General features: G+C 36.7%; 22 protein-coding genes. 9 read left to right on the top strand and 13 right to left on the bottom strand.

What is annotated here, in order from left to right; translation table 11 throughout:
- Positions 1-81: 81 nt before the first annotated feature.
- From ccoS to LF887_RS22295, 8 genes are all read left to right on the top strand, one after another.
- Entirely contained in the window at positions 82-294 is a 213-nt protein-coding gene (ccoS, locus tag LF887_RS22260) for a cbb3-type cytochrome oxidase assembly protein CcoS (protein ID WP_236856436.1), read from the top strand.
- A gap of 21 nt (positions 295-315) precedes the next feature.
- Complete coding sequence (gene ccoN, locus LF887_RS22265; protein ID WP_236856437.1) at positions 316-2,577, top strand: cytochrome-c oxidase, cbb3-type subunit I; 2,262 nt, start codon at positions 316-318, stop codon at positions 2,575-2,577.
- Positions 2,578-2,593: 16 nt separating this feature from the next.
- The gene (locus LF887_RS22270) at positions 2,594-2,794 is read left to right on the top strand and encodes a cbb3-type cytochrome oxidase subunit 3 (protein ID WP_062652071.1); all 201 of its coding nucleotides are present in this window, start codon (positions 2,594-2,596) and stop codon (positions 2,792-2,794) included.
- A 10-nt stretch (positions 2,795-2,804) separates the two neighbouring features.
- Entirely contained in the window at positions 2,805-3,686 is an 882-nt protein-coding gene (locus tag LF887_RS22275) for a cbb3-type cytochrome c oxidase N-terminal domain-containing protein (protein ID WP_236856438.1), read from the top strand.
- A gap of 96 nt (positions 3,687-3,782) precedes the next feature.
- Positions 3,783-5,237, top strand: a complete 1,455-nt coding sequence (ccoG, locus tag LF887_RS22280; protein ID WP_236856439.1) for a cytochrome c oxidase accessory protein CcoG — start codon at positions 3,783-3,785, stop codon at positions 5,235-5,237.
- Positions 5,238-5,246: 9 nt separating this feature from the next.
- A complete protein-coding gene (locus tag LF887_RS22285; protein WP_236856440.1) occupies positions 5,247-5,699 on the top strand; it encodes a FixH family protein in 453 nt (150 codons plus the stop codon).
- The gene (locus LF887_RS22290; RefSeq protein ID WP_236856441.1) at positions 5,690-6,415 is read left to right on the top strand and encodes a sulfite exporter TauE/SafE family protein; all 726 of its coding nucleotides are present in this window, start codon (positions 5,690-5,692) and stop codon (positions 6,413-6,415) included. Before LF887_RS22285 ends, LF887_RS22290 begins: the two co-directional genes overlap by 10 nt.
- A 57-nt stretch (positions 6,416-6,472) precedes the next feature.
- Positions 6,473-7,168, top strand: a complete 696-nt coding sequence (locus LF887_RS22295) for a hypothetical protein (RefSeq protein WP_236856442.1) — start codon at positions 6,473-6,475, stop codon at positions 7,166-7,168.
- Positions 7,169-7,204: 36 nt separating this feature from the next.
- On the opposite strand, the gene LF887_RS22300 is transcribed toward LF887_RS22295, so the two are convergent.
- From LF887_RS22300 to LF887_RS22360, 13 genes are all read right to left on the bottom strand, one after another.
- Entirely contained in the window at positions 7,205-7,774 is a 570-nt protein-coding gene (locus LF887_RS22300; protein WP_236856443.1) for a DUF6705 family protein, read from the bottom strand.
- Positions 7,775-7,793: 19 nt separating this feature from the next.
- Entirely contained in the window at positions 7,794-9,083 is a 1,290-nt protein-coding gene (locus LF887_RS22305; protein ID WP_236856444.1) for a hypothetical protein, read from the bottom strand.
- A 390-nt stretch (positions 9,084-9,473) separates the two neighbouring features.
- Positions 9,474-10,742 (bottom strand): serine--tRNA ligase, encoded by a 1,269-nt coding sequence (gene serS, locus LF887_RS22310; RefSeq protein ID WP_236856445.1) that lies wholly within the window; start codon positions 10,740-10,742, stop codon positions 9,474-9,476.
- 66 nt (positions 10,743-10,808) lie between these two features.
- Positions 10,809-11,327 (bottom strand): hypothetical protein, encoded by a 519-nt coding sequence (locus LF887_RS22315; RefSeq protein ID WP_236856446.1) that lies wholly within the window; start codon positions 11,325-11,327, stop codon positions 10,809-10,811.
- Between the two features lie 37 nt (positions 11,328-11,364).
- The gene (gene asnB / locus LF887_RS22320) at positions 11,365-13,263 is read right to left on the bottom strand and encodes an asparagine synthase (glutamine-hydrolyzing) (RefSeq protein ID WP_262912494.1); all 1,899 of its coding nucleotides are present in this window, start codon (positions 13,261-13,263) and stop codon (positions 11,365-11,367) included.
- Between the two features lie 84 nt (positions 13,264-13,347).
- On the bottom strand, positions 13,348-14,601 hold the full coding sequence (locus LF887_RS22325) for a lipopolysaccharide biosynthesis protein (RefSeq protein WP_236856448.1): 1,254 nt from the start codon (positions 14,599-14,601) through the stop codon (positions 13,348-13,350).
- Positions 14,602-14,606: 5 nt separating this feature from the next.
- Positions 14,607-15,740 (bottom strand): glycosyltransferase, encoded by a 1,134-nt coding sequence (locus tag LF887_RS22330; protein ID WP_236856449.1) that lies wholly within the window; start codon positions 15,738-15,740, stop codon positions 14,607-14,609.
- A gap of 98 nt (positions 15,741-15,838) precedes the next feature.
- The gene (locus LF887_RS22335) at positions 15,839-16,327 is read right to left on the bottom strand and encodes a hypothetical protein (protein WP_236856450.1); all 489 of its coding nucleotides are present in this window, start codon (positions 16,325-16,327) and stop codon (positions 15,839-15,841) included.
- A gap of 24 nt (positions 16,328-16,351) precedes the next feature.
- Positions 16,352-17,488, bottom strand: coding sequence for a hypothetical protein (locus LF887_RS22340; RefSeq protein WP_236856451.1), 1,137 nt, complete (start codon positions 17,486-17,488; stop codon positions 16,352-16,354).
- Between the two features lie 18 nt (positions 17,489-17,506).
- A complete protein-coding gene (locus LF887_RS22345) occupies positions 17,507-18,292 on the bottom strand; it encodes a (Fe-S)-binding protein (protein WP_103232354.1) in 786 nt (261 codons plus the stop codon).
- Between the two features lie 90 nt (positions 18,293-18,382).
- Positions 18,383-19,711, bottom strand: coding sequence for a (Fe-S)-binding protein (locus LF887_RS22350; protein ID WP_236856452.1), 1,329 nt, complete (start codon positions 19,709-19,711; stop codon positions 18,383-18,385).
- Between the two features lie 8 nt (positions 19,712-19,719).
- Positions 19,720-20,670 (bottom strand): MlaD family protein, encoded by a 951-nt coding sequence (locus LF887_RS22355; RefSeq protein ID WP_236856453.1) that lies wholly within the window; start codon positions 20,668-20,670, stop codon positions 19,720-19,722.
- Between the two features lie 131 nt (positions 20,671-20,801).
- Positions 20,802-22,955, bottom strand: a complete 2,154-nt coding sequence (locus LF887_RS22360) for a peptidylprolyl isomerase (RefSeq protein WP_236856454.1) — start codon at positions 22,953-22,955, stop codon at positions 20,802-20,804.
- A 261-nt stretch (positions 22,956-23,216) separates the two neighbouring features.
- Between LF887_RS22360 and lon the strand changes: the two genes are divergently transcribed.
- Positions 23,217-25,622 (top strand): endopeptidase La, encoded by a 2,406-nt coding sequence (gene lon, locus LF887_RS22365; RefSeq protein ID WP_236856455.1) that lies wholly within the window; start codon positions 23,217-23,219, stop codon positions 25,620-25,622.
- The last annotated feature ends 160 nt before the right edge of the window (positions 25,623-25,782 follow it).

Genomic DNA, 25,782 nt, shown 5'->3' on the forward strand with positions numbered 1-25,782 from the left:
AGCTGAAATCGGCATTTCGTGATGAATGTCATTATTTTTCACTAAATTTGAACCCCGAAAATAGGTTAATTTTGTTGTCCAATGGATATTCTATATTTAATGATCCTCTGCAGTGTTTCTTTAGCTGCGATTTTCTTGGTCGTATTTATAGTGTATGCCCGAAAAGGACAGTTTGAAGATGATGAATCTCCTGCTGTCAGAATCCTTTTTGATGATGAAAGAGTCAAAGAAAATGATGAAACCGGCAACAAAGATAAAGACGAAAAAGAAATAGGAGAAAATAATAAAAATTGAGAAAAATAGTGAATAGTTGATATGGAAACACAAAAGTTTAGTTATGACAATAGTATTGTCCGTGCGTTCCTTTATGCGACCTTAGTTTTCGGTCTCATAGGATTTACGTTCGGGCTTACGGCGGCATTAATGCTTTTCTACCCTGAATTACCTGAATTCTTCTTCGGGACAGATGATACAACCATTAAGAGTTTGGCATCTGGTAATATTCAAGGGTTAATAAACACTCATGGTGCATTTGGTTTTGGTAGAATCAGAATGTTGCACACCAATACAGTAATCTTTGCATTCGTTTGTAACATCGTTTACACGGGTATTTATTACTCATTACAAAGATTATTGAAAACAAGAATGTACAGTGATACATTGTCTTGGTTACATTTCTGGACTTGGCAGTTTATGATCGTTGCTACGTTCGTTACGTTCTTTATGGGGATTAACACTTCTAAAGAATATGCTGAACACGAGTGGCCGATCGACATATTGATTGCATTCTCATGGATCATTTTCGGGATCAATATGTTCCTGACTATTTCGAAGAGAAGAGTAAGACACCTTTATGTAGCGATTTGGTTCTACATTGGTACTTGGATTGCTGTGGCAATGCTACACATCTTCAATAACCTAGAGGTACCTTTATCTTTCACTGGCTGGAAATCTTATTCAGCATATGCGGGAGTAAAAGATGCAATTGTACAGTGGTGGTACGGACACAATGCGGTTGCATTCGTATTGACAACTCCGGTACTTGGTTTGATGTATTACTTCCTTCCGAAGGCAGCAGACAGACCGGTATTCTCTTATAAACTGTCTATTATTCACTTCTGGTCATTAATTTTCGTATATATCTGGGCTGGTCCTCACCACCTTCAGTATACAGCTCTTCCAGCATGGGCGCAGGCGGTAGGAACAGGTTTCTCTATCATGCTTATTGCACCTTCCTGGGGAGGTATGTTAAATGGTCTTCTTACATTAAGGGGAGCTTGGGATAAAGTAAGAGAAAATCCTATCCTTAAGTTTTTCGTAGTAGCTGTTACCTGTTATGGTATGGCAACGTTTGAAGGTCCGCTTTTAGCAACTAAAAACATCAACAAAATTGGTCACTTTACTGACTGGGTTATCGGTCACGTTCACTTAGGAGCTCTTGGATGGAATGGTTTCATGGCATTCGGGGTTATCTATTACCTGGTACCAATTATGTGGAGAACAAAAATTTGGTCTGTAAAATTAGCTAACTGGCATTTCTGGTTAGGTACTTTAGGAATTATCTTCTATGCAGTACCAATGTATATTTCAGGATTCACACAGGGATTAATGTGGAAACAGTTCAACCCGGATGGAACACTATTGTGGAAAAACTGGTTGGATACAGTAACAGCTATTATCCCTTACTTCAAAATGAGATTCGTAGGAGGTTTATTCTATATCTCAGGATCTATCCTAATGATCGTAAACGTAATTGCTACGGTAAGAAAAGGATCATTCCAGAAAGAAGTTCCTGCTGAAGCTCCTGCATTAGCTAATATCAGCAAAAACAGAAAAGAAGGAGAGGGAACTCACCTTTGGTTGGAAAGAACTCCTGTATTATTGGGAATTCTATCTTTCATCACGATATCTATTGGTAGTTCAATTGAAATCATCCCTACACTATCTCTTAAGAAAAGTGTACCTACGATTTCTGCAGTGAAGCCTTATTCGCCGCTTGAACTGGAAGGTAGAGATATCTATATCCGTGAAGGATGTAACGCTTGCCACTCTCAGATGATCAGACCGTTCAGGGATGAGATTACGAGATTCAACGGTAAAAACGGACAATATTCTAAAGCTGGAGAATTCATCTATGACAGACCATTCTTATGGGGATCTAAGAGAACAGGACCAGATTTACATAGAGAAGGAGGAAAGAACCCAAGTTCTTGGCACTACAAACACATGTATAACCCAAGATCTACTTCTGCAGGTTCTATTATGCCACGTTACCCTTGGTTGATCGCTACTGATTTAGACAGAACTAAAATGGTAGACAAAATGAAGTTGATGAAGAATGTATTTGATGTACCTTATACTAAGGCTCAGATCGATTCTGCAGACCATTGGGCAAACAACCAATCGGCAAAAATTGTTAAAGATATCTTCTCTGAAGCAAATGACTTGAAACTGGCTTATGCCAAGAGACCTCAGGGAGAATTAGAGAAAAAAGAAATTGTAGCTCTTATTTCTTATCTTCAGAGACTGGGAACAGATATCAAAACAACTGAAATAAAAACAGCAAGTAATAACTAAACATTAAAAGGTTCATATGATTCCTCAGAACTTTAAAGATATATTATCCAATACAGAAAACGCTGGTCTCTACCAGACGCTGGCTCTGATTTTCTTTATGCTTTTTTTTGTAGCTCTAGTAATCTATGTTTTTAGCAGACCTAAAAAATATTACAAAGAGGAAGAAGAAGCGCCCCTTGGGGATGATGAAGATGACGATTTTAATTTAAAAAATTAAACTATTTTTTATGAAACAAAGAACACCTGTTGTCGTAAACATCTTAATAATAATAGGACTTTTAATAGTTTTTTATTATTTGTTTGTACAAAGCTACGCGTTCCTAGCTTCGCCTTACTTCTGGGGAACAGTGGTGATCGCTGGTATCTTAGCTTATATTCACAGTGCTATCGGAGACCTTATTGAGAACAACAAATTCAAAAAATTATCTCCGGAAGAAAAAGCAGCTTATTTAGCTGAAAAGAAAGTTCCTTTCTTAAGAAGAATGTACGATGCAGCATTCAAAAAGCAATCTGAAACTGAAGAAAAGGATATCCTTATCGACCACGGTTTCGACGGAATTATGGAATTAGACAACCAATTACCAAAATGGTGGGTAGGTTTATTCTATTTTGGGACTGCTTTTTGTATTGTATATATTGCAGCTTTCTCTTTCACAGATTTCGCACACCCGTTGAGCGAATATGAGAAAGAATACAAAGAGCAATTAGCAAGCATTATAGAATATCAAAAAACTCAGCCTCCTGTAACGATTGAAACAGCAAAATATTCAGCTGATAATATCGCAGAAGGTAAAGAATTGTTCAAAACAAACTGTGCATCTTGCCACAAGGAAGACGGAAGTGGAGGTATTGGTCCAAACCTTACCGATAACTACTGGATCAACCAGCCGGAGAAAACATTATTTAAAAACGTTTTCCATATGGACTGGAATGGTTCTCCTACTAACCCTGCGATGAGAGCATTCGGTAAAAACGGAGAAGTTTCAGGTGCAGAGATTGAAAAGATTGCAGCGTATGTATATCACATCAATCAGGAGCAACCGCCAGTGACTCCGGCTCAGGGAGGAGCAGCTCCTCAGGGAACTGAAGCACATTGGGAAAAAGAATAATTTAGAAAATTAGAAACATATGAAAAAAACATAATTTGTTATTACCTTAAAAATAGTAACGAATTATGTTTTTTCTTTTTTAAACACATTTACAATATGTCAGACATAGAAGAAATAGAAGTACGAGGCGGACAGGGACAGGTTCTGGACCCTGAGACTTACAGAGATTCTATAGGGACAATGGAGCAATCCGGTAAAAGAAGATGGGTATTCCCAAGAAAACCTAAAGGGAAGTATACCAACTATAGAAATCTGGTAAGCTATGCTTTACTAATCATTTATTTTTCATTACCGTTCATCAAGATTAATGGTAATCCTTTATTGTTATTCAATGTAATAGACAGGGAGTTTTTCATCTTTGGACAGCCTTTCTATCCTCAGGATTTTTTCATCCTTACTATGGGTGCTATCGCATCTTTAATCTTCATTATTGTTTTTACGATTGCGTTCGGAAGAATTTTCTGCGGGTGGATTTGCCCTCAGACAATTTTTATGGAATCGATCTTCCGTAAAATAGAATATCTGATTGAAGGTGACCGAAACAAGCAAATGAAGCTGGACAGACAGGAGTGGAATACAGAAAAGATCTGGAAGAGAAGTTTAAAATGGTCTGTTTACGTAGTGATCTCATTGATTATCACTCACTTTATGTTTATGTATATTGTGGGATATGAGCAGGTATTTAAAATTGTATCCGAAGGGCCATTTACACACCCTACCAATTTTATCGTAATGATTCTTCTTACCGCTGCATTCTACTTTGTATTTGCATGGTTCAGAGAGCAGGTTTGTACATTGGTTTGTCCATACGGTAGACTTCAGGGAGTATTGATAGACAAAGATACGATCAATGTTTTCTATGATTTTAAAAGAGGGGAAAACAGATCAAAATGGAGAAAAGGAGAAGACAGGAAAGCCGCAGGTAAAGGAGACTGTATTGATTGCCACCAATGCGTAGTGGTATGTCCTACAGGAATTGATATCCGTGACGGACAGCAGCTGGAATGTGTGAACTGTACAGCCTGTATAGATGCCTGTGATGAAGTAATGGAAAAAGTAGGTCTTCCTAAAGGACTGGTGAGATATGCTTCTGAGAACGAAATTGAGAAAGAAATTCCGTTTAAGTTTACAGGAAGAATGAAAGGATTTGCCGTATTTTTATTATTTCTGGTTGGATTCCTGGGATATCTTCTGTACAGCCGCGGGGAAATGGAAGCTAAATTTATTAAGCCTGCAGGAAGTACATTCTTTGTAAAAGACGGTAAGATTACAAATACCTATAACTATACGTTCCTGAACAAAACCAATGACAAGAAAATAGTTACCATAAAAGTAATAGATCCTTCTCACGGTGAAATCACGTATAGTGCTTCAAGCAAAATTCAGGTAGACAGGGACAAAATCTCTAAAGGGACAATTAATATCAGCTTTCCGGAAGATGATATGAAACTCTCTAAACAAAATATTACTATTGGCGTTTATGATATGAAAGGTAAACTGATTGATTCATACCAGACATATTTTGAAGGACCATTCAAACTACAATTTTAATTTAATAAGATGAAGAACTTTAGTTGGGGACACGGTGTTGTAATTGCATTGCTTTCATTCATAATTTTTATTTTATCCATGATGTTTCTTTTCCCGAACGGGCAGAAAAACTCTGAGATGGTAACAGACAATTACTATGAAGAAGAACTACAGTACCAGGATGTAATTGATGCCAAGAAAAGAGCTGATGATCTGCAGGAAAAACCTGCATACAGCCAGGATACTAATGGAATTAAAATCATTTTTCCAAAAGGTTATAATAACTCTGATACTACGGTAAAATTTGTTTTAAACAGAACCGACGACCAGAATTTAGATATTAAAAAATCTGTACAGCTTGATGCTGATCAGTCTTTCACAATACCTGCACAGGTGTTGAAAATGGGTAATTATACTTTAAGACTGACATGGACCAAGGATAAAACAGATTATAGAATGGATTATGATGTGATATGGAAATAGGACTTGTTGTATCGGCTATTGCCTTAGGCTTTGCTTCCGGTTTTCATTGTATCGGAATGTGCGGACCTATTGCTTTATCGATGGGATTAACCAAAAAACAAGCTGCCAATTTTTATCTCCAGAATCTTACTTATCAATTCGGAAGAATTTTCACTTATTCACTATTAGGTGCTCTTCTCGGAATTATAGGGCAGGGTTTTGAGATGGCAGGATTTCAGAAATACCTGACGATTATAGCAGGTGTTCTGCTGATCGTCATGGCTGTATTTTCTTTTGGAGGGAAAGATTTCGCTTCAAAAATCCCTTTTCTATCTAAGTTTCTGTACAGTGTAAAAATGAATTTAGGAAAACTGCTTCAGAAAGCAGATTACCGTTCAAGATTCACAACTGGCCTTCTTAATGGCTTTTTACCATGCGGAATGGTTTATATGGCTCTTACCGCAAGCCTTGCAGGGGGCGGAATATGGCAGGGAGCTTTATATATGGCTTTATTTGGTTTAGGAACCTTACCGTTCATGTTTGCCATAGTTTTAGCCGGAAACCTCATGAATCAGGCCTTCAGGGTAAAGGTTCTTAAGGCGGTGCCTGTTATTATGATCATTCTGGGCGGATTATTCATTTTAAGAGGTCTGGAACTTGGAATTCCTTATGTATCTCCGAAAGCTGAAGCAATGACCATTTCTAAAGATCCGAACGGAGCTGCTAATTGTCATTAATTAGTATTTTAATCAACCATGAAGAAAACGATTGTCTTATTTTTAATAAGCATTTTTATGCTGCAATCATGCAGTGTCAATTCAGAAATTGTCTATCACCCGGATGCAGCCTCTACCTCCCTGACCAATATAGATACAAGGGAATTTATGGCAGAAATGATGGCAATGACACCGGATTCATTAAAACAAAAGGAGTTTGGAGAAATAGATAAGCTTCCAACCACCTGGACCAATATGTATGATCTGGCTACACTGGAGGGAAAGTTAAAAACTGAAAATGCTGACACCATAAGAATCATGAAAAAAGTCTTCATGAAGTCTGTAAAAGAAGATAATAAGCCATCTGGTTTTTCTTTTAAAATGGAACATTTCACTTCAGATGATTATCAGGCTTTGAAAAATTTTATAAAAACTGAAAAACTTCCACTGGATCAGAATAACTTCAATAGCTGGGATGGAAAAACCCTGATCATCGATACCGAAAACTTCAACCTCAAAAATCTGGAAGAAGCCATCCGAACGAAAAGTTCAAAGGAAGAAGCTGAAAAAATGGAAGGAATGATGCTGATGTTCTTCAAAAGTATTGGCACCACTTTAAAATTTGAAAACACAATAAAATCCATCACCGGGAAACATAATTGGGTAAAACAAATTGACAATCACACCATAAGAATAGAATATGACCTGAAAGCGTTGTATAATAAGGATAACAGACTTAAGGCTGATAAACATATTGTCATCAAGACAGAATAATAAAAATTCCCGGATTTATGGTCCGGGAATTTTTATTTATTGTTTCGTAAGATAAATAATTTTATTTACAGGTATGGTCGTTTGAAAATTACTACAATCTTTGGACACAATATCTGCAATTTGATAGAAGTCAATTTTCATTTTGTTGGAAGGGCTGGGCTCACTCAGGTACAGGTATCCCGTATCGTTACATCCCACTTTATTTCCAGAAAAAGTCATTAAATAAGTTTTTAGGTCACCCTGAAAATTAGTTCCCCAATTGGCATCATTGTCTGATTTATTAAAATCATCGTATTCCACGACTCCACTTTGGTTTGTGATTCTTACTCTTCCTATCAACATATCCCATTTAATATTAGAATATTCACTTTCAAATTTTTCTTTTTTAACAAAACTAAATTCATAATTTTTGCCATTCAGAGTTCCTTTCCAGGTACCGGTATATTTATCAAGGAGATGGTTAACATCTTTTACATAGTTATAATCTTCCAGACAATATGATTTGTCTACAACACATTTGGCCACAAATTCAATAGAAGCAATCTGCGTCTGTGCATGATATAGATGAGATAATGCTATGATCATTATCAAAAGTACTTTTTTCATTTTAATTGATTTTAATTTATTATGGGCAATCTGATTCCTTAGGTTTACCATTACTGTCCAGCTTTACTTCTGTTGTTTTTCCAATCTGCTGCATTCTGTACAAATTTACACCATCTATTCCCATCTTTTCTTTTAAGAACTTCAGAAAATTAGATTCTAAATTTTGTGATTTTGTCATAGATTTCAGATATGAATCTTTGAAACCTTTAATTTGGGTTTCAGTAAATGTTTTAATCTGAGCCCCAGTTCCAGTATATCTGATTTGGTAACTTCCACTGCTGGTTACCATTACCGCATACACATTACTGAGTGGTCTCCCGCCTGCCTGGGCATGGGAAAGCATATCCATAAAATATCCTACATCTGCCGGCGAAAACATTTTAATCCCAGTTCTTGTTACTTCAACGCCCTCTGAATTAACTGCTGAGAAATCATCTACGTGTGTATGCATATACCCCTCTATATCACTACTATTAGGAAGTGTCAGAGAGTTAGAATCAGAATTTGTAGACGCGTTGTCATGATAGGTATAATCTCCATTAGCTTTTTGGCTGTAGCCTGTTTCTTTTTTCTGGCCTGTTTTACCTTTCAGGTCATTCATTTTCTGATTGTAATCTGCTTTCCCTTTTTGTCCTTTAATTTTACTGCAGGGATCATTATTATTGTTAGGTGGTGGAATAACAACCGTCGGAATAGGTATAGTAGGATTATCCGGTGGCTGTGGATTGGTAGGCCCAATAGGTCCGCCTCCACCTGGTGATGGAATCACAACTTCATCAATCTCTCCGTGGCATGGTTTACAAGAAGGAGAACTCATTGGCCCGGATCCGCTTCTCGCCACTTCATCAATGAATTTTCCGCGGACAATAGACTTCTCATATCTCATAGAGCCTTCTAAAGCAATATAAGAAACCTTACCCGTCATTTTTGCGATGATTTCGTGTGCTGTAAGATTGTAATCGGAAGTACTGAATGCACCGTTAGATTTAAACTTCCAAAGATGCCCAGATACCTTACTGTTATCAATCCTGAATGTAAGTTCTTCAATGATATTATCTTCTGAACTTTTAATGGGAACAGTGACTAAAACAATGCGTTCATCAGCATCATATTTTCTCGCCTTTTCCCATTCAATTTGCTTTCCTGCGACCATATCCTTACCTTTCATATATTCACTCCTAATGAATAAAAGTGGATCATCCTGTACATTGGTCACCTCTGTTTCAAGGCTTTCATGGATACATGACTGTAAAGAAGCAAGCATAAGAAAGCTTCCGGCTACAACAGCCATGAGATAGTTTCTCTTCATTTAATTTATTTTAATAACGTCTTCATGGTAATAGATGTACCGTCTTATTTTAACTTATAAGTCGGACACATACATTAGTTTTTATTTCAAAATATCAATTAAATCTGATAATTGATATCAATTTAATCATATGCCTATCATGGCTTATTTTGAAAAGGTAAATATATTCAGAAATTAAACAATTCACTAATTATTGTATTTTTTACTAGTAATTAAATAAAATAAGGCTAAAAAATAATTAAAAAAGAAAAAAAAGTTAAAATTATAAATTTTATTTAGAATAATTATTGATAATAATAGTAGTAAAATCAGAGTATCTTCTACTTATAAATACAAAAATCCCCCTTTCTTCTACAGAAAGAGGGACGTATAGCAGATAATTTATCCTTTTTAATTAATCACTTCGAATCTCGCGTATTCAGCAACTTTCTTAGGAAGTTTAATTCCTTCTGCAGTCTGATTGTTTTCAAGCAATGCTGCCATAATTCTTGGTAATGCCATTGCAGATCCGTTTAATGTATGAACCAGCTGAGATTTACCATCTCCTTTGTAACGGCACTTCAGTCTGTTTGCCTGGAATGTTTCAAAGTTAGAAACAGAACTCACCTCCAGCCACATTTCCTGAGCTGCACTCCATACTTCGAAGTCATATGTCATTGCAGCTGCAAAACCTGTATCTCCTCCACAAAGTCTTAATACTCTGAAAGGAAGCTCAAGATCTGTAAGAATTTCTTTGATATGTTCTACCATTTCTTCAAGAACAGCATAAGAGTTTTCCGGCTTTTCAATTCGAACAATTTCTACTTTTTCAAACTGGTGAAGACGGTTCAATCCTCTCACGTGAGCGCCATAGCTTCCAGCTTCTCTTCTGTAACACTGAGAGAATGCTGTATTCTTAATCGGAAGGTCTCTTTCTTCAAGCAATACATCACGGTAAAGATTGGTCACAGGAACCTCTGCTGTAGGAATCAGAAATAATTTATCTTCATTGATATAATACATCTGTCCTTCTTTATCAGGTAATTGCCCTGTTCCAAATCCGGAAGCTTCATTCACAACGTGAGGAGGGTTTACTTCTGTGTACCCTTTCTCAACGTTTTTATCCAAGAAATACTGAACCAAAGCTCTCTGAAGTCTTGCACCTTTACCTAAGTAAACAGGAAAACCTGCTCCGGCAATTTTCACTCCCAATTCAAAATCAATCAGGTTGTATTTTTTTGCCAGTTCCCAGTGAGGAATAGCTCCTTCACCAAGCCCTTCTACAGGGTGAGACTGGAAAATAATTTCGTTATCATCAGCAGATGCACCACTTTTCACCAATTCGTTAGGAATATTGGGAAGCTGATACAGAATATTGAGTAAGTCTATTTCCTTTACTTCAAGCTGAGATTTCAATTCTGAACTCGACTCTTTGTATTGTGCTGTTTTAGATTTTGCTGATTCCGCCTCTTCTTTCTTTCCTTCTTTCATCAAAAGTCCAATTTCTTTGGAGATTTTGTTGATCTCGGAAAGCTGGGAATCTAGTTCAAACTGGATTCTTTTTCTTTCGTCGTCAGCAGCGATCGCTTCGTCTACCAACTCAAGATTTTTGAATTGTCTTTTTTTAAGACCTTCTAAAACGCGTTCCTTATTGTCGCGTAAAAAATTGACTTGTAACATTTTATTTAGATGTTAAATATTAGATGTTTAGCTTACAATCAAGCTAACAATTGTACAAATTTAAAATTATTTTGTGATAGTAACGTTATTTATCGAATTAGGTTGATCAGCATCTTTGGAAAACACTGCATTTCCGTCATATAATACCTTTGAAACCTGAAATAAAGTGGGCGTATTACGATACTGAATTTCCAGAATACCGGTAACATTATCGCTTACATTGGTACTTTTTGTAAAAGTAATGAGCATTTTGGAATGATAAAGAGTTCCCGTTCCCGGATTTTCAGGGCTTATCGAATCCTGTCTTAACCTTTTGGCTCCCCCAATATATTCCATGTAGAATATAGAATCGCTTGTCATCCTAAGAGGAAGACTAACAGGTGAAACATCATTATTTCCAAAAATATCGTTTACAGAATAGCCGGTAAAAGAACCTGTTTTTTTAGCGTTCAACAAATCCTGACCAGCACTGTTTTTCACATAAATATTCATGATCTGATCAATTCTCTGCAAAGAATCATCATCACTTTTACAACTTATAAGTGCAAAAAACACAACAAGTATCCCCAAAAAATATCTCATCATAATACAAAGGTAAAATATTAATCTTTAGGCTGCTTCTTTATTTCTCAAAATATTTCTGATACCAAAGTTCAAAAGTCACCAGTTGCCATATTTTCACCCAGTCATATTCATTTTTCTGATGATTCCACCACTCCTCTATCACTTCTCCGTTGAAAAAATTCCTCTTCTCTAAACTTTCTAAATTTTCAGCAATGAAATCCCTGACTCTTTTTTCATTTTTAAGGAAATAATGTACCGGAAAAGAGAAACCTTTCTTAGGCATATTTAAAACCTCTGAAGGAAGATATTTTTCCGCGGTTTTTCTTAATAATGGTTTATTCTGAGCACCATTGAACCTTAGCCCTTCTGGTAAAGCCGCTATATAATCTATAAGGCCGTTGCTTAAATAGGGATAGCGAAATTCTACCCCATATTTCATAGCACTCAGATCATCTCTGAAAACATGGTGTGAAGACAGGGAATACTTCATATCATATTCAAAATATCCATGGTAGCTTTTTGCTTCTGAAAGGTGATAGGCTGAAAGATCAGTATTAATCTTATTAAAAATTTCAGGCTTCAGAACATTTTTAACCTGAATGGGCATCATGCTTATCTGGCTCTGGCGAAAAAAGTCGAACATATCGTCCTGAGAAAAATAGTTTTTAACCCTTTGTGAAAATTGATCTTTTGTAAAAATAAAAGGGCTTATAAAGTTAAAGTTTCTCATCGTAAGCCATCTTTTCAGCTTCAGGGTATGAGAATAACCCGCAAAAAGCTCGTCAGCACCGTTTCCGCTTAAAACAACCTTAAATTCTTTATCGTGCGCATATCTTGCAGCATTAATGAGTACTTCAAAACTGCTGTAAGGTTCTTCAAAATGCTGAATGTTTTCTTTTAGCTGATCCAGGGCCTCTTCATCACTGATCACTTTTACCTGATGAGATACTCCAAAATGACTTGCTGCCAAAGTGGCTTTTTCAACTTCTTCTTCCGAAAAAGGATATGAGATGGTATAAGTGTTAATATCCTCGCCGAAGGGTTTGGATTTTGAAGCGATTAACGTAGAGTCAATACCTCCGCTCATCATCACAGCAACCGGAACATCTGCATACAATTGTTCGCATATGCTTTCAGACAATAATTCATCCACTTTTTTTACCGCTTCTTCTTCTGAAATAATTCTCGTCAATTTCTGAGGGAAACTCCAGAATCTTTCTTTGGTAATGGTCTTATCTTTCAAATCAACCGTCATAAAATGCGCAGGTTCCAGAGACAATATATTTTTAAAGCAGGTATAGGGAGCAAGTGTTGTCTGAAAAAGAAAGTTGGTATATACTCCATCCCAGTTGACTTCTGCCTTTACAAATTCATTTTTCAAAAGGGCTTTTATTTCAGAGGCCCAAACCAAGCCCTCTCCGCATTGGTAATAAAAAAGAGGCTTCATTCCTACTCTATCCCTTACCAGGATCAGCTTCTGTTGAATAAGGTCAATAATACAGATAGCAAACATCCCGTCCAGCTTTGCAAATGCAGAATTTCCCCATTCCTGATAAGCTTTAAGGATAACTTCTGTATCGGAACTACTTCCAAAAGAATATCCCAGCACTTCCAGTTCTTTTCTTATTTTTCTGAAGTTATAAATTTCTCCATTAAAAGTAATAATGATTTCCCTGTTTTCAGAAAGCATAGGTTGATGGCCTTTTTCAGAAAGATCAACAATAGCTAACCTCCTGAATCCCAAAGCAATTTCAGCTTCATCTGAATTTAAGACAGGAAAATATTTTTTAATTTCTTGTGTGGAATCATTTCCGGAAAAAGAAACTCCCTTACCTTTATTGTAAAGCCAGAAGCCTTCATCATCAGGGCCACGATGTCTGATGGCCTGATTCATCTCCAGAATATTTTTAGAGGAAATACTTTTATGAAATGAATAGTAACCGCTGATTCCGCACATAGATAAGACTTAATAGGTTTGTAAAAATAAGGAAATGACTTTATTTAACATCAATTCATGATGATTTAATGGCAGTAAAAACAGCTATTTCTTTAAAAACTTAGTTTTAAAAATTTCTATTTCTTCTTTTGAAATCATAAAGTCCTTTATACGAAACGAAACGGTACTGTAGAATTTCTGGAATAACAAAAATGCCGAAACCAGGTAAGAAGATGTTGTGGCCAGGCACGCTCCCAAAATCCCCCATTTCGGTATGGCTATAAAAGAAAAAACGACGGTAACAACAAGGCCTACTATTGATTTTACATTGAGTATTTTAAGTTCTCTGATTCCAGAGAAATAATGGCCTACCATATCACTTACAGCAATAGCAAAAATCCCCGGAGACAAGAGAAGCATTATTTCTTTGGTATCTCTGAACTCTCTTCCAAAGATCATTTCATATACCTGAGAAGGAATAATAATGATCCCCAAAACAAAGCCTATCATCAGAATGACAGTAAGTTTGAGTGAAGATTTGGTTTTTTCCACAGATTCTTCATTACTTTTACTATTGACTACGTCAGAATATAAAACGACGGCAATACTTCGTGTAATGGTCCAGATCGCTTCTGAAAAGGTAACCCCGATGGAAAAAATCCCTACACTTGCAATACCTTCAAAGTGTTCTAAAAAATAAAATGAAAGTCTGTAATTCAGGAACTGTACAAATGCGCTTAACTGAGTTTTCCAGCCATATTCAAACATATTCCGGGCAACTTCCCTGCAAAAGGAAATTTCTGAAATATTGCATTTTTTAATAATCTGAAAAAAACTGGTGAAAAACAATAGAGCCAGGCATCCTATCTGTGCAAGAAAATAGGCTGAAACATCCTTTTTATTAAAAATGAAAACCAGCAATCCTATAAATAGAATATGTATTACCTGCTGCAAGACAGTATAAACATTGAATCTCTTAATATTCTGTGTACCAATAAACAAGCTTATATTCGTTGACAGCAATGAAGAGAATACCGAAATCCCAATAAGGTATACAAGGTAGCCACTCTGAATGGAAGCCAGACTAAATAAAAAAGGGACCAATAGTCCGATGAAAAGCGACCAGATATATGCATACAGCAATATCTTTTCAATTTTAAACCTTGAGGCAAAATAAGAGGTACTGCTTCCTGAAAAAATACTGCTGAAGAAGCTTACCGCTGCTGCGTTGGCAACCACTATAGAAATAGTTCCCTTCCCCTCGCTGCCCCACATATTGGTAGAAAAAATAACCAGCCCGAAACTTAGAATCAGGATGAGAAAACGGGAAACGAAGGTTTTAATAATGGTAAGCTGCATGATGGTTATTTATCGATAGATCTTTTAACAAAATCAACAAAGGAGCCACTAATTGTCCTCCAGTTATATTTTTCATTAAACATTTTTCGGGCCTTGACAGCATGGGAATGGTACAATTCAGGATTGCCGGCATAATTGATCACTTTTTCAGCAATAGAATCTGCATCCTTCGGGTCTACCAGTTCTCCAAATAAAAGGGTTCCCATATGCCTCCGAATTCCTTTCAAATTTGAGTAAATAACCGGTTTCCCTGCGCCCATAAAATAAAACAGCTTTATAGGCAGGGAATGATTATTTTCAAAATTAATCTCCCGAAGGTCAAAACAAAGGTCGGCGTCGGCAAAAACTTCAGTAAACTGCTCGAAAGAGCTGGGTTTCCTGATCTCAATATCAGCAAAAGAATGTTTTGCAAGTAGTGACGAAAAATAAATTTTATCACCATCATACTTTGCTGATCCGATAATGAGCACCCGGACTTTAAGATCAGGTGCTTTCTGATGAATGACATCTATAGCTTTAAAGAAATTCCCGATCCCCTTATCTTTTGAAATCTGCCCTGTATAACAAAGTGTGATAGTACAAGGTCTTGGTTCTTTAATACTTTCTTTTATATAAACAGGATCCGGATAGTAAGGAAGAATCATTTGTCTTTTCCACCAAAACAGATAGGCTAAAGGAAACTTTTTGGTGGATTCTCCAAAGATAAAATGAGTACTTACAATACCTGCATACAACTGAATAAGAAAAAACTTTGCTGCATGAACAATTTTTGCAGGAAATGTATATTCTCTCAGCATAGACATTGAAGGATACCATTCTGTAATATCATAGATACAGCTGATCTTCTTTTCCTTCACCCATTTCTTTGAGGCTACTACTGCCAAAGGCTCAGAGCATATAATACAATCTGGCTGAAATGTTTCGCAAACGTTCTGAAACGTTTCTACTTTCCTGTTTATACTTCCTTCGATCACAGCATAAGATTCGATCCCAATGCCATCAATTGTACCATTAAAGTCAGCATATAAGCTGCATATTTTCACCTCATATCCTCTTTCTTTCAGAGTCTTCGCCTGATGATAGAAAATCCGGTCATCATTATAGCTGTGGGAAGTTGTTAAAAAAAGTACTTTAGGCATTAGCTCTTATTCGAATCTGTACAAAGATACATTAAAACAAAAAAGTGGAAAACAGGTTTCCACTTTATGATTTATAAGTATTTTGAGCTTAACAGTATTTATTTTATAGCAGCTGCCCAGCTTTTCTCTAAAGGAAGAAGGAAGTGGCTAAGGAAGTCCAGATAGGTGTTTTTTGAAAAATCGAAAACCTGAATGTCTTTTGAAATTTCGTTATTTCTAAGTTTCGTCTTAAAGTCTATCAGTTTCAACGTTTTTACTTCACCATTTTCTACAAAACTGGCCTTCATCCTGTCAAAAAGTCCTAGCTGATATTCTTCATCTATTTCTCTCATTATTTTGCCTAAAGCATCAATACTGCATCCGGAAGCCATTTCTTTTTCTTCATCTACACAAACCACAATAAACTGGTTCTTTTCAATTTTGAATGAGGAAGAAAGGGGTTTTCCATGGGCAGCCCAGGTAGAAAGGAAATCGAACAGTTTTTCGGTGATCGTTTTCGCTTCTTTTGTTTCAAAAGGCCTTGAAGCCGGGTATATAATGACTCTGTAGTCGTTAGTTTCTACAATACTAGATTCGTCGATTTTCATATCCTGTCAATTTAAAGGATAAAATTACGCAATTTTCTTGAGTTTAAGATCATTGTATTTTTTGCTCAGAACATAAAGCATCATCATAAAAAGCGGAAAAATAAACGGGAAGAAAAATCTTAGTGCTGCCGACTGCGGAAAGAAAAAGAACTTAATATAGAGATTTACAAGTAGAAGAACCGAAATCATTCTTACCCACGCGTCTTTAGACTTCCAAAAGATAACTGCAATCATAATGGAAACAGATAGGGTCACCTTTTTAAAATAAATAATTTTGATGTAAATAATTTCCAAATAATCTTTTAAGCTGACATTTATCGGATGACTTGAGATAATAGGTCTCCTATCTATAAAAGTATCATAAAATACATCTTTCCAGCCTGGATAGTGATAAAATTTGATGATGGCCAGATACATCAGCAACAGAATTCCTCCCTGGATAATAAAGGAAATATCAAATTTCTTTTCTTTAAAATACCGAAAGAAGAAAACAGCCACAATATAGGTAAGCGTGAATGTAATATAATCCGGACGAATGAAAGTGATCATAAAGAGCAGCATAAACATTCCCCATTTGCTCCAATGTTTTATCAGACCAATGATAAAGAGCAGCATAAACTGAAAAATAAACATATCCGGTGTTGAGACTCTTGACATATAAGTCATTGGAGGCAAAAGCATGGCAGCAACCGTTATTATGGCAGCAAGCCAGTATTTCTTTGGAAACAGAAGCTTTAGGATATAAAATAATAGCAGTCCTGAAATAAAATAAGAAATAAGGCTGGTAAATAAGACAGCCATAGGAGAAGTAAGCCCAAGCTTATAAAAGAGGGTAATAACAAGAATATACCCTACTTTTATCTGAAAATAAGGTAATTGTTCTGTAAAAGATTGTGTATTTTTCACGAAATACTGTCTTGGGATATCCCAGGGCTTTATTCCGATAACGTCTGTATAATGTTCTTCAGGGGCTTCCTTTTTTATTTCATTATAAGTAATGATGCGAACTTTATCTGGTGAATCCGGAAACTCAGACGTATATAAACATCCAAGATAGCCGGGCATATCCCAGTCATATACCCTGTTTTTATAGTTCCAGAGTGTAAGAAATATAAGTATCGATATTACAAACAGAAAGGAGAGACCCCATTTTAATTTCATAGCCGGTAAAGATTATATCTATAAATCTTCTGCCTCAGCAAGAAGTTCTACAATGTCTTTTACGGCAACTTCAGTATTTTTATTAAAGTGTTTTACACCGTCAGTCATCATTGTATTACAGAAAGGGCATCCGGTTGCAATTACTTTAGGCTCAAAAGACAGAGCTTCTTCTGTTCTTTCAATATTGATGTCTTTGTTACCTTTTTCAGGTTCTTTAAACATCTGAGCACCTCCTGCTCCACAGCAAAGTCCATTGGTTTTGCAACGTTTCATTTCTACAAGTTCTGCATCCAGCTTTTCAAGTAGAAGCCTTGGTGCTTCATATTCATCGTTGGCACGTCCCAGATAGCAAGGATCGTGGAAAGTAATTTTCTTTCCTTTGAATGCTCCTCCTTCAATCTTCAGCCTTCCTTCTTCCATAAGGGTTTTAAGGAATTGAGTATGGTGTACTACATCAAAGTGTCCACCCAGGCTTGGATATTCATTTTTCAGGGTATTGAAGCAATGCGGGCACGCCGTTACAATTTTCTTTACTTCATAGGCATTAAGAACTTCAATGTTGGTAAGCGCCATCATCTGGAATACAAACTCGTTTCCGGCTCTTTTTGCAGGATCCCCGGTACAGCTTTCTTCCTGTCCTAAAACGGCAAATTCAACACCTATTTTATTTAATATCTTGCAAAATGCTTTTGTAATTTTTTTAGCACGGTCATCGAAACTTCCTGCACATCCAACCCAAAATAAAACTTCTGGTGCTTTTCCTTCGGCAGCATATTCTGCCATTGTTTTTATATTGAAATCCATTTCTTTAAAATTAAATAATGTAACAATCTAACAATATATCAATGTAACAATCTATTGGTCAATTTTTAAATTGATACACTGGTACATCTATTAATCATTTGCCCAGTTCAGACGGTCCGCCTGGTTATACTGCCAAGGTGCTGCATTGTTTTCCACATTGGTCATCATCAGATTCAGTTCCTGTGGAGCAGCAGACTGTTCCATTACAAGGAATCTTCTCATTTCAAAAATAATGGAAAGCGGATCCAGCAATACCGGACAAGCATCTGTACATGCATTACACGTGGTACAAGCCCAAAGTTCTTCTTTTGTGATATAATCGTTTAACAACTTTTTACCGTCGTCAACAAATTTTCCATTTTTATCAATATTTCTTCCCACTTCTTCCAGCCTGTCTCTTGTTTTCATCAGAATCAGTCTTGGTGAAAGTTTTTTCCCCGTGATATTAGCAGGGCAAACGGAAGTACAGCGTCCACATTCTGTACATGAATAGGCATTCAGCAGCTGTACCTGATTCAAATCGAATATATCTTCAGCTCCAAATTTGGAAGGAATATCTGCTTCAGCTCCCTCAGCCGGAGCTGCATAAGGATCTGCGTTAGGATCCATCATTAATTTGATTTCTTTTGTTACAGAATCAAGGTTATTGAATTTTCCTTTTTTATCAAGGTTAGCATACCATGTACTTGGAAATGCAAGGATAATATGTAAATGTTTTGAGTAATAAAGATAGTTCATGAAGAAAAGGATTCCTACAAAGTGGAACCACCAAGCTCCTTTTTCTGTAAAGAATAAAAAGCCATCACTAAAATTATTAAAAACAGGCCCCATAACCATAGAGCTAATCGGGAAGCTTCCATGTTCCGGAAGAAGTCCTCTTTGCTGTAAAACCCAGTCAGCGGCATTCATTTTAAAGAAAGCCATCATCAGGGCAAATTCTATGATAAGAATCCAGTTAGCATCATGTTTTGGCCATCCGAAAAGTTCCTTCATGGTAAGCCTTTTAACACCATAGAAGTTTCTTCTGATGAAAAATACAACTACACCGATTACAACAAGAAGTGCAAGGATCTCTAATGTCGCTGTAAAGAAGCTGTAAAAGCCATTTCCAAACACTGAAGCCAGGAAACGGTGTGTTCCAAATACACCATCAACAATAATTTCAACAAGTTCAATATTGATAATAACAAAACCTACATATACAAAGATGTGCAGAATCCCGGCAACAGGACGTTTTACCATCTTACTCTGCCCCATAGCCACTCGTGCCATGGTATTCCAGCGTTCAGATTTTCTGTCGTTTCTTTTGATTTCGTGGCCCAGCCTGATATTTCTGTAGATCTTCAGCAGGCTTTTGCCAAATAGTCCAAATCCGGCCACTAATAAAATCAGGAAAATAATATTATCGATGTACTGCATAGGGAGTATTAGTCTTTATTGTTTTTACCGAAAACTGAGAAATTAATGTATCTCTTAGGGTTTGCTTTCATGTCTTCAATCAGTGTATTCAGATTAGAAGAAGCTGAATTAAGATTATTGTAAAGCTGATCATCTTTCATCAGTTTACCTAAACTACCTTCTCCTTTATCTATTCCTCCGATTACCTGATTTAGTTTTCCTACAGTAGCATCAAGATTTGCTATCGTTGCATTCAACTGCTTGGTATCAATGCTCTGTGCAAGATTTCCGTATTTATCCAACGTAACTTTTCCGCTCTGCATAGTAAGACTAGCGTCATCCAATACTTTCTGAAGTTTAGGATCATTGTGCCCCACCAGGCTGTTTACATTACCTGCCGTAGTCTGTAATGCTCCTACTGTTTTATTAAGATTGATTAATAAAGCTCTGATTTCGGCTCTGTTCTGTCCATCTACAATCTGATTGGCATTCGCCATCAAAGAGTCTACTTTGTAAAGTACACCCTGCAGCTGATCTTTAACCGGGCCTACCTGAGTAGAAAGACTTCCTATCATTCCCAGCTTGAAAGCACCTTTAAGCGTATCACCATCTTTTGCGGTATCTCCTCCATATAAAAGGTTTACTCTCATTTCTTTACCAGACATTAATCCGGGTTCAAAAATTTCCAGAGTTGAGTTTTTTGAAAATTCGAATTTGTTATCGATAGTAATCTTTACAACAAAACTAATTTTTCCATCTTTTGCGGTCCTGGGAATGATTTTATCTACCTGCCCTACCTTAAGACCATTAATAGAAACTGCCGAAGACTGTGCCAAGCCTTCTACGTTATCATATTTTGCATAAAATATATTATCGGTTGTAAAAAGGCTTTTCCCCTTCATAAACTGAAACAACAACACAAAGCCAACAACAGCCAGAAGTGCAATCACACCCGCTTTTAATTCTTTACTGAATTTCACTTGCTAATTTTTTTCTAATAAGCAAATATAACACATTTTAAATAAATCCTTTGCCTTATTGCTCTGCGTTAAATACAAAAAAAAGCGACAAATAATTTTGTCGCTTTTTTATATCAATAAAAATGAATTTCTTATTGCTGCTGATTTCCAATTTTATTCCAGATTTCAATTCTGTAATCCTGAATATCTGCATTGTCCTGAAGACTCTTCATCCAAGCCTGGCCGAACATTCCAGCATTTCTTTGAGTAATAGACTCTGTAAACTGTTTAAGATCCCCAGGTTGTTTGTTTACTGTTTCTGATTTCTTGATCAGAACATACACTCCTGTTCCACCTTCAACCGGATTAGAAAGTTTACCTTTTGCAACACCAAATGCTGCACCGGCAACTTTAGGCTCCATAGCTCCAGCTACCGAAGGGTTTAGTAAGTTTACCTGAGCACTTTGTTTTGTAGCTGCAAATAATTTAGCTACCTGATCCAGGTTAGAAGCTTTTGCTGCTGCAATTTTATCAGAAATCTGTTTTGCTGCCAATTTATTTTTAACAATAGCTTCAATTTGATCTCTCACAGATTCCGGATCAGCAAGACCAGCGTCTTGTTTTCCGTTCAGGTATACCACAATTTTATCTCCTGTACCTTCTACAGTGAAAAGTTCTGTATCACCTTTTGATCTTTTCTTATCAAAAGCCCATCCTAAGATCTCTGCATCTTTTTCAGTACCTAAGCCCTGAAGCTGGCCTTCAAATCTTTTTGCTGCTTTTGGATTAGAGAACTGATAATTATCTTTTTTAGCAATATTCACGAAATCATTGAAAGATTTCCCTTGAATTTGCTGAATGAATTTTCTTGATTTTCTATCTACGTCAGCTTCTGTAGCATCTGAAGGTTTAATTGCCTTCACAAGGTTAGCAACTTTATAGCCCATAGATCCAGATTTCTTATCTTCAATATTGATGATATGATAACCGAACTGTGTTTCTACTACCCCTGTAGCACCTTTAGGGTTGTTTGCAAGGTAAGTAAGGAATTCCGGAACGAATGGCGTTTCTGGAGTTGTCCAACCTAGACTACCTCCCTGTGCCGCAGAATTTGGATCATTGGAAAGCTTAAGGAATTCTGTAAATTTAGCCGGAGTTGCTTTTACAATAGCTCCGATAGAGTCTGCCAATTTCTTAGCCTGCTCTTTAGATCTTGTTACTCCTTCTCCTGCAGGGCTTCCCTTGAAAGCAATAAGGATATGTCTGGATAATGTAGAATCTGAAGTTTTTTTACCTACAAGCTTAGACACTACATAGAAATCCTGTTCTTTATAGGGACCAAAAGTCTGCCCTACCGCTGCGGTAGCAATCTGACCTTGTATAGCCGCCGGCAATTGAGTAGGCTTCATATACTGAGCATTGAATGGCATATCAGAGTTTGCCATTACAAACATTGAATCATTTTTCGTATTCTGGAAATTTTCTGAACCTCCGCTCGCATCTGTACCTCCTGAATATAGTTTTGTAATTTCTTTCAACGCTGCTGCATCGTCTGCTGCACTAGGTTTAGATGGGAAATATACAATACCAATATTTCTGCTAGGTTCAGCTTTGAACATTACAGGATGCTTCTTTATGTAATTTGCAAGATCTTCTGTCGTAACATTGATTTTTGTTTTCTGAAGATATGCAGCATAATCTACTTTCACAAAGTCGATATCAGCAAGCTGATCTCTCTGCTTCATCAATTCTTCTGCCTCTTTCTTACCTGTAGTAATCCCTGCTGAAATATTAGTAAACACCTGTCTTGCCATTAGTCTGTACTCAACAGTCTTTCTCGTCTTCAACCATTGGGTATACCCCTGAGGATTGGTGTTTTGCAATGTTTCAATTTCTTTTTTAAGCTCTTGAGTTTTAAAGTTACCTTTCTCATCAAAGAACTGCTGATTCTGAGCAAACATCTGATCATACTGGATCTGACTCCAGAAATAGTCATCAGTCATTTCAAAGCCCAGTTTCTCAAACTGCTGCTTGATAAGTTTAGATTGTACAAGTAACTGCCAAGCCTGCTCTTCAAGACCGCTTTTCGGACGCCCTTGTTGATCAGCCTGTTGCTGCAACACGAAAAGCTGATCATTGAACTCTTCGCGGGTGATTTTCTCACCGTTTACTTTTCCTAAAACGTCAGGATTTTTACCAAAAACCTTATCGATACTATCCGGGTTCACCAAAAACGCTAAAAGCGCTAAGGCTATTACTCCCATTAAAAGCCAAGGCTTACTCCTAATCTGTCCTAAAATTGCCATTTTATAAATTATAGTTTTTTATCAGTTTGCGAAAATACACATTTTTAAGAAATTACAGAAGCAGAAGTTCTTTATTTTAATTTTTATTCGTAAAGATTATTTAAAAAAGGAAATTTTGACCGTATTTTTTACCAAAAAACAAATGGCATAAGTATTGTGCATTTTAAAACATCATAATATGCCACACGTTTTCAGGGTATATTTATAGAAAATCACTTTAACGATTAAAAACGAAAATGACAATTTGTCATTTGATTGATTATGACAGAATTTGAAGATATTAGTTTAGAAGAAATGATCAGCGACGGATTTGATATCGTAGCTGAGGAAATCAATCTTTCGGACTTCTCGGAGACTGATAAAAATTCCGAACAGAAAATATTCCCTATACTTCCTGTAAGAAATATGGTAATGTTCCCTAATGTAGTGATTCCTATTACTGCGGGAAGAAAAACATCAATACAACTTCTTGAGGAAGCTCAGAAAAATGGCGATTTTATTGGAATTGTAAGCCAGAAAAATTCGGACATGGAGCAGCCTTCTGAAAAAGACATTTACACTACCGGAACACTTGCTAAGATCATTAAGATCATCAAGTTACCTGAAGGAAACATTACTGCAATCACGAAGGGGTTCCATAGGTTCAAGATAAAAAAAATCATTGAAACCCAGCCCTATTTCAGAGCAGAAATATCAAAATTAAAAGATAGCAGACCTAAAAATCAGGACGAATATGAAGCACTGCTGGAAAACATTAAAGATCTTGCTTTAAAGATTATTGAGCTGGACCCTAATATTCCTAATGCAGCCAACTTCGCGATCAAGAACATCAATAATAATGATGATCTTCTGAACTTCATCTGCACCAATGCCAATTTCTCATCGGAAGCGAAACAAAAGCTTCTTGAGGAGAAAAGCCTCATGGAAAGAGCTAATAACTGCTATGAGATGATGCATGAGGACTTTAGAAAGCTGGAACTCCGAAACCAGATCCATCAGAAAACTTCTAAGGATCTTGATAAGCAGCAGAGAGAATATTTTCTGAATCAACAGATCAGAACAATTCAGGATGAACTTGGCGGAGGCCCTGAAAGTGATGTTGAAGATCTTATTAACAAAGCGAAGGATAAAAAATGGAGCCAGGAAGTAGAAGACCATTTCCAAAAGGAAATCAGCAGACTACAGCGCCAAAATCCTAACTCTCCGGATTATAATGTACAGAGAAATTACCTGGATTTCTTCACGGATCTTCCATGGGAAACATATACTAAAGATATTTTTGATATCGCAAAAGCTGAAAAAGTTTTAGATAAAGCTCACTTCGGACTGGAAGATATTAAGAAAAGAATTTTGGAACACATGGCTGTTTTAAAATTAAAAAATAATATGAAATCTCCTATCCTCTTGTTGGTAGGGCCTCCCGGAGTAGGTAAAACGTCTCTGGGTAAGTCTATTGCTGATGCTCTAGGAAGAAAATATGTAAGACTATCTTTGGGAGGCCTTCACGATGAGAGTGAGATCCGAGGACACAGAAAAACGTATATCGGAGCGATGGCCGGAAGAATCTTACAGTCTATCAAAAAATCAGGTACATCCAATCCGGTTATTGTTCTGGATGAGATTGATAAGATAGCACAGGGCCTTCACGGCGATCCCAGCTCAGCATTGCTTGAAGTTCTTGATCCTGAACAAAATAAGTCTTTCTATGACAACTTCCTTGAAATGGGGTATGACTTATCAAAAGTAATGTTTATTGCAACGGCCAATTCACTTTCGACGATACAAACTCCTCTTTTGGACAGAACTGAAATCATCCAGATTGCAGGATATACTTTAGAGGAAAAAATTGAGATTGCGAAGAGACATTTAATCAAAAAACAACAGGAGGAAAATGGTTTGGATACGAAGTCATTTAAACTGGGGAATCCTGAACTGAAACATATTATAGAAGCCCATACTTCAGAAAGCGGAGTAAGAACTTTAGAGAAAAGAATTGCTTCTATAGCAAGATGGGTGGCGCTTCAGACTGCTTTGGAAAAAGAGTATGATTCTAAGATATCTCTTGAAAAAGTAGACGAAATACTTGGTGTTCCAAGACCTAAAAGCTTATCTGAAATAACTGGAGTGCCTGGTGTTGTAACAGGCCTTGCCTGGACAAGTGTAGGAGGTGATATCCTTTATATTGAAAGTATTTTAAGTAATGGAAAAGGCAGTTTAACCATGACGGGTAACCTTGGAACGGTAATGAAGGAGTCTGCGACAATTGCTTTAGAGTACATCAAAGCAAGACATGATGAGTTGGGAATACCGCAGGAAGAACTGGATAAAAAGAACATCCACGTCCATGTTCCGGAAGGGGCAACTCCTAAAGACGGACCTTCTGCAGGTATAGCCATGCTAACTTCAATGGTTTCTTCTTTTAAAAACAAAAAGGTAAAACCACATCTTGCTATGACAGGGGAAATCACCTTAAGAGGGAAAGTACTTCCCGTAGGAGGAATCAAAGAGAAACTTTTAGCTGCTACCAGAGCCGGAATCAAAGAGGTAATTCTTTGTGAAGCCAACAGAAAAGACGTAGAAGAGATCAAAAAAGATTATTTAAAAAATCTACAGGTACATTACGTCAACAGAATGGAGGATGTCATTGACATCGCCATTGAAAAATAAAACAAACTTTTCAACATATCAACTTCTCAATAAAGAAACACGTTCTGATTACCAGGGCGTGTTTCTGTTTTTAAGCCTCCTTCAATTCGTTGTATGGAATGAAATTTGGAGTGTTGAAAGAAAAATCCAAACAGTTTTAATAAAAAGTGCTTTATTTCGT

The sequence above is a fragment of the Chryseobacterium sp. MEBOG06 genome (assembly GCF_021869765.1).
In the GTDB taxonomy this organism is placed as follows: Bacteria; Bacteroidota; Bacteroidia; order Flavobacteriales; family Weeksellaceae; genus Chryseobacterium.

Coding starts and splice junctions, on each gene's coding strand:
- ccoS (WP_236856436.1), top strand. CDS start 82: ATGGATATTCTATATTTAATGATCCTCTGCAGTGTTTCTTTAGCTGCG.
- ccoN (WP_236856437.1), top strand. CDS start 316: ATGGAAACACAAAAGTTTAGTTATGACAATAGTATTGTCCGTGCGTTC.
- LF887_RS22270 (WP_062652071.1), top strand. CDS start 2,594: ATGATTCCTCAGAACTTTAAAGATATATTATCCAATACAGAAAACGCT.
- LF887_RS22275 (WP_236856438.1), top strand. CDS start 2,805: ATGAAACAAAGAACACCTGTTGTCGTAAACATCTTAATAATAATAGGA.
- ccoG (WP_236856439.1), top strand. CDS start 3,783: ATGTCAGACATAGAAGAAATAGAAGTACGAGGCGGACAGGGACAGGTT.
- LF887_RS22285 (WP_236856440.1), top strand. CDS start 5,247: ATGAAGAACTTTAGTTGGGGACACGGTGTTGTAATTGCATTGCTTTCA.
- LF887_RS22290 (WP_236856441.1), top strand. CDS start 5,690: ATGGAAATAGGACTTGTTGTATCGGCTATTGCCTTAGGCTTTGCTTCC.
- LF887_RS22295 (WP_236856442.1), top strand. CDS start 6,473: ATGCTGCAATCATGCAGTGTCAATTCAGAAATTGTCTATCACCCGGAT.
- LF887_RS22300 (WP_236856443.1), bottom strand. CDS start 7,774: ATGAAAAAAGTACTTTTGATAATGATCATAGCATTATCTCATCTATAT.
- LF887_RS22305 (WP_236856444.1), bottom strand. CDS start 9,083: ATGAAGAGAAACTATCTCATGGCTGTTGTAGCCGGAAGCTTTCTTATG.
- serS (WP_236856445.1), bottom strand. CDS start 10,742: ATGTTACAAGTCAATTTTTTACGCGACAATAAGGAACGCGTTTTAGAA.
- LF887_RS22315 (WP_236856446.1), bottom strand. CDS start 11,327: ATGATGAGATATTTTTTGGGGATACTTGTTGTGTTTTTTGCACTTATA.
- asnB (WP_262912494.1), bottom strand. CDS start 13,263: ATGTGCGGAATCAGCGGTTACTATTCATTTCATAAAAGTATTTCCTCT.
- LF887_RS22325 (WP_236856448.1), bottom strand. CDS start 14,601: ATGCAGCTTACCATTATTAAAACCTTCGTTTCCCGTTTTCTCATCCTG.
- LF887_RS22330 (WP_236856449.1), bottom strand. CDS start 15,740: ATGCCTAAAGTACTTTTTTTAACAACTTCCCACAGCTATAATGATGAC.
- LF887_RS22335 (WP_236856450.1), bottom strand. CDS start 16,327: ATGAAAATCGACGAATCTAGTATTGTAGAAACTAACGACTACAGAGTC.
- LF887_RS22340 (WP_236856451.1), bottom strand. CDS start 17,488: ATGAAATTAAAATGGGGTCTCTCCTTTCTGTTTGTAATATCGATACTT.
- LF887_RS22345 (WP_103232354.1), bottom strand. CDS start 18,292: ATGGATTTCAATATAAAAACAATGGCAGAATATGCTGCCGAAGGAAAA.
- LF887_RS22350 (WP_236856452.1), bottom strand. CDS start 19,711: ATGCAGTACATCGATAATATTATTTTCCTGATTTTATTAGTGGCCGGA.
- LF887_RS22360 (WP_236856454.1), bottom strand. CDS start 22,955: ATGGCAATTTTAGGACAGATTAGGAGTAAGCCTTGGCTTTTAATGGGA.
- lon (WP_236856455.1), top strand. CDS start 23,217: ATGACAGAATTTGAAGATATTAGTTTAGAAGAAATGATCAGCGACGGA.